Genomic DNA, 3,165 nt, shown 5'->3' with positions numbered 1-3,165 from the left:
GAACAATGGGTGCTCGTGACCGGCGGCGCACGCGGCCTGGGCCAGGCCATCACGCGCGCCCTGGCGCGCGAAGGTGCCGGCGTGGTCATCAACTACCACCGCAGCGACAAAGCGGCCGGGGCCCTGGCCGAAGAGCTGGGCCCGCGCGCCATCGCGCTGCAGGCCGACGTGACCGACACCGCCGCCGTGCAACGGCTGTTTGCCGCCGCGCACGAGCGCGCCGGCCAGCCCATCAGCAGTGTGGTGAACAACGCGCTGATCGGTTTTCAGTTCGACGGCGACGCGCGCCCGCAGATCGGCGACATCGCCTGGCAGCGATTCAACCAGCAGATCGAAGGCGCCGTGAAGGGCGCGCTCAACACCTTGCAGGCCGCGCTGCCCGCCATGCGCGCGCAGGGCTTTGGTCGCATCGTGAACGTGGGCACCAACCTGTTCCAGAACCCCGTCGTGCCTTACCACGACTACACCGCCGCCAAGGCCGCGCTCCTGTCGCTCACGCGCACGGCGGCCAACGACCTGGGCCCCGACGGCATCACGGTCAACATGGTCTCGGGCGGCCTGCTGCGCACCACCGATGCCAGCGCCGCCACGCCCGAGGCGGTGTTCGACCTCATCGCCAGCCTGACCCCGCTGCGACGCGTGACGACACCGGCCGAGTTCGCCGACGCCGTGCTGTTCTTCCTCTCGCCCTGGGCGCGCGCCGTGACCGGGCAGAACCTGATCGTGGACGGCGGGCTGGTCAAGGGCTGAGCGGGCGCGAAACGTCAAACTTCATAGCTGTCAGCGTTTGGCCAGAAAGGATTAGAGGCCTTTTTGGCCATATTCAGCCAACACTGCCAGGATTCATTCCAGGTGCGCGAGCAGATGGCGCCAGAAGTTCAGGCGCGCTTCGAGCGTGGAGACCAGGATGTGCTCGTGCAGGGTGTGCGCGCCGTCGCCGTCGGCACCCAGGCCGTCGAGCGTGGGCACACCCAGTGCCGAGGTGAAGTTGGCGTCGCTGCCGCCGCCGGTCATGGGGGCGTCTTCGAGGGCAAAGCCGGCATGGCGGGCCGAGTCCTGCGCGCGCGCCAGCAGGACGGCGACAGCGTCGTTCTTCACCATGGGCGGGCGGTTCACTTCCACGTCGATGTCGAGCTCCATGTCGTAGCCCACGGGCTTGAGCGCCTGCATCTTGTCCACCAGTTCGTCCGCCGCCCGCAGGTCGGGCAGGCGAAAGTCCACCACGCAGCGGCACAACGCAGGCACGGTGTTGGTGGCCGTGCCGCCCTCGATGGTGCCGACGCTGACGGTGACGCCGCGCGCGTAATCGGTCATGGCCTCCAGCGCCAGGATCTGGTGCGCCATTTCGCGGATGGCGCTGCGGCCGTCTTCATGTTGCACGCCGGCATGCGCCGCCCGGCCCTTCACGCCCAGGCGCAGCATGCCCGTGCCCTTGCGCGCCGTCACGCACTTGCCGCCGTTGGCGCGCGCGGGTTCGCACACCAGGGTGTAGTGCGCTTTGCGTGCGAAGGCCTCGATGTGCGGGCGTGAGGCGTGGCTACCGGTTTCTTCGTCGGGCACGATCACAAAGTCCACCGGCAGCGCCGTGGCACCGGCAGCGGCCAGGTCGCGCAGGGCGGTCAGCGCCAGGTAGATTCCGGCCTTCATGTCGTAGCCGCCGGGGCCGTAAAGGCGGTCGCCTTCGATGCGGCAGGGGTTGTCGTGCAGCGTGCCCAGAGGGTGCACCGTATCGGAGTGCCCCAGGATCAGCAGGCCCGGCCGCGCATCGTCCATAGCGCGGTTGCTGATGTGCAGCAGCGGGCCCACGCCCGGGCCGAACGGCGTCACCGTGGCCTGCAGGCCCGCTTCCTGCGCATAGCTCTGCATGATTGCGACCATGCGCGCCAGGCCTTCAGGGTGGCTGGTGGGCGACTCGCATTGCATCCATGCAGTAATGCCGGCGACAAGGGACTGGGTGGTGGATGAGGTCATGGGTGCAGGCTCAGGTGGTGGGGGGGGCGTGGTCAGGCGGTGTGCTGGCCCGCGAGAGCGGCCAAGTGCTTGGCATCGGGCAGGCGGTGGTGAAACCACAGGTGCGCACACACGGCCGACATGGCTTTGCCGTCATGGCCGATGCCGGCGATGGAGTGCAGCTGCCAATGGAAGGGCAGGCCCCGGCGCGCGGCCTCGGCCTGGGCGGTGGCGTAGTAATGCCGGGCGCGTGCATAGCGGTGCGGCCCCTGGCGCAGCGCGGCGGGTTCGGACGGGAGGTGCGGGTCGTCCGTCACGGTGTCTTGCTCGCCTGCGAGGATGGTCAGCGGGGAGGCGAACAAGTTGGCCAGACTGTCCGCGCTGGCGGGTGTGCCGCCCAGCCCTTCGGGGAACGGGAGGTCGAGCCGTGGCAGGGTGTACCAGCCGGGGTTGCCTGCCGCCACCTGGGTGAACACGCCGGGCGTCAGCACGCTCATGAGCCGGTGCACGAACTGCCCGCCCGCCGAATGCCCGAACAGGTACAGCAGCTGGCTCGTCAGCACGCCCGAAGCCCGCAAGTCGTCCACCAGCCGGGTGATGACGGTGTACGACCATGCTGCGGGTGCTGTAGCAGGGGCTGTGCCGGCATGGGCCTCGCGGTCGGTGGTGGCCAGCAGGTTGCCGTTGTTGTAGCTGACCACGTCGGGCCATTGTTCGTTGGAAAACGTGGGTGCAATGATCACCAGGCCGTGCTCGTCGGCGGCGGGTACCCAGAAATCACGGTAGTCGCCCCCGTTGCGCATCACGCCGTGCTGCACGAGCACGATCGGGCTGGCCGGGCCGGCATGGGCGGGCCGGTAGGTGTTGAGCACGATCGAGCGGGCATCGGGCGCGGCGCCGTTGCGGTATTCAATGGCATGGCGGCCGGTGCGCAGCACCGCGCCGCGCAGGGTGGAGAGGCGGAGGTCGTTCGGCATGCGGCGTGGGGTTTCGTCAGGCAGCGCTGTGGTTCAGGTGGCAGGCGGACCAGTGGCCGGGTGCCACGGACTCCAGCACGGGCGCTGCTTCGCGGCAGCGTGCCAGGGCGTGCGGGCAGCGCGGGTGGAAGGTGCAGCCCGAGGGGGGATCGAGCGGCGAGGGGATCTCGCCGCTGATGGGCACGAACACGCGCTTGCGGCGGGCCAGGTTCGGCACCTCGGCCAGCAGGGCCTGGGT

At 69.6% G+C, this 3,165-nt stretch carries 4 protein-coding genes; 1 reads left to right on the top strand and 3 read right to left on the bottom strand.

All coding sequences use genetic code 11. The annotated features are described in order from the left end of the window. On the top strand, window positions 1-750 hold a 750-nt coding region (locus B2J89_RS17340), incomplete at its 5' end, for a 3-oxoacyl-ACP reductase (protein ID WP_169170244.1). Window positions 751-843: 93 nt separating this feature from the next. Here B2J89_RS17340 and B2J89_RS17335 read toward each other — a convergent pair. The 3 genes from B2J89_RS17335 to B2J89_RS17325 form a co-directional block, all read right to left on the bottom strand. Further along, window positions 844-1,971, bottom strand: coding sequence for a M20 family metallopeptidase (locus B2J89_RS17335; RefSeq protein WP_169170243.1), 1,128 nt, complete (start codon window positions 1,969-1,971; stop codon window positions 844-846). Window positions 1,972-2,003: 32 nt separating this feature from the next. Beyond that, the gene (locus B2J89_RS17330) at window positions 2,004-2,927 is read right to left on the bottom strand and encodes an alpha/beta hydrolase (protein ID WP_169170242.1); all 924 of its coding nucleotides are present in this window, start codon (window positions 2,925-2,927) and stop codon (window positions 2,004-2,006) included. 16 nt (window positions 2,928-2,943) lie between these two features. Then, the coding region (locus tag B2J89_RS17325; protein WP_371809094.1) for an oligopeptide/dipeptide ABC transporter ATP-binding protein at window positions 2,944-3,165 on the bottom strand (222 nt) is incomplete at its 5' end.

Source organism: Acidovorax sp. SRB_24 (genome assembly GCF_012931925.1).
Note: the sequence above shows the minus strand (reverse complement) of the source record. Positions and strands in the feature narration are given on the sequence as shown.

Excerpts from the sequence above, each read along its gene's own strand:
- B2J89_RS17330 (WP_169170242.1), bottom strand. The coding sequence starts at position 2,927 with ATGCCGAACGACCTCCGCCTCTCCACCCTGCGCGGCGCGGTGCTGCGC.
- B2J89_RS17335 (WP_169170243.1), bottom strand. The coding sequence starts at position 1,971 with ATGACCTCATCCACCACCCAGTCCCTTGTCGCCGGCATTACTGCATGG.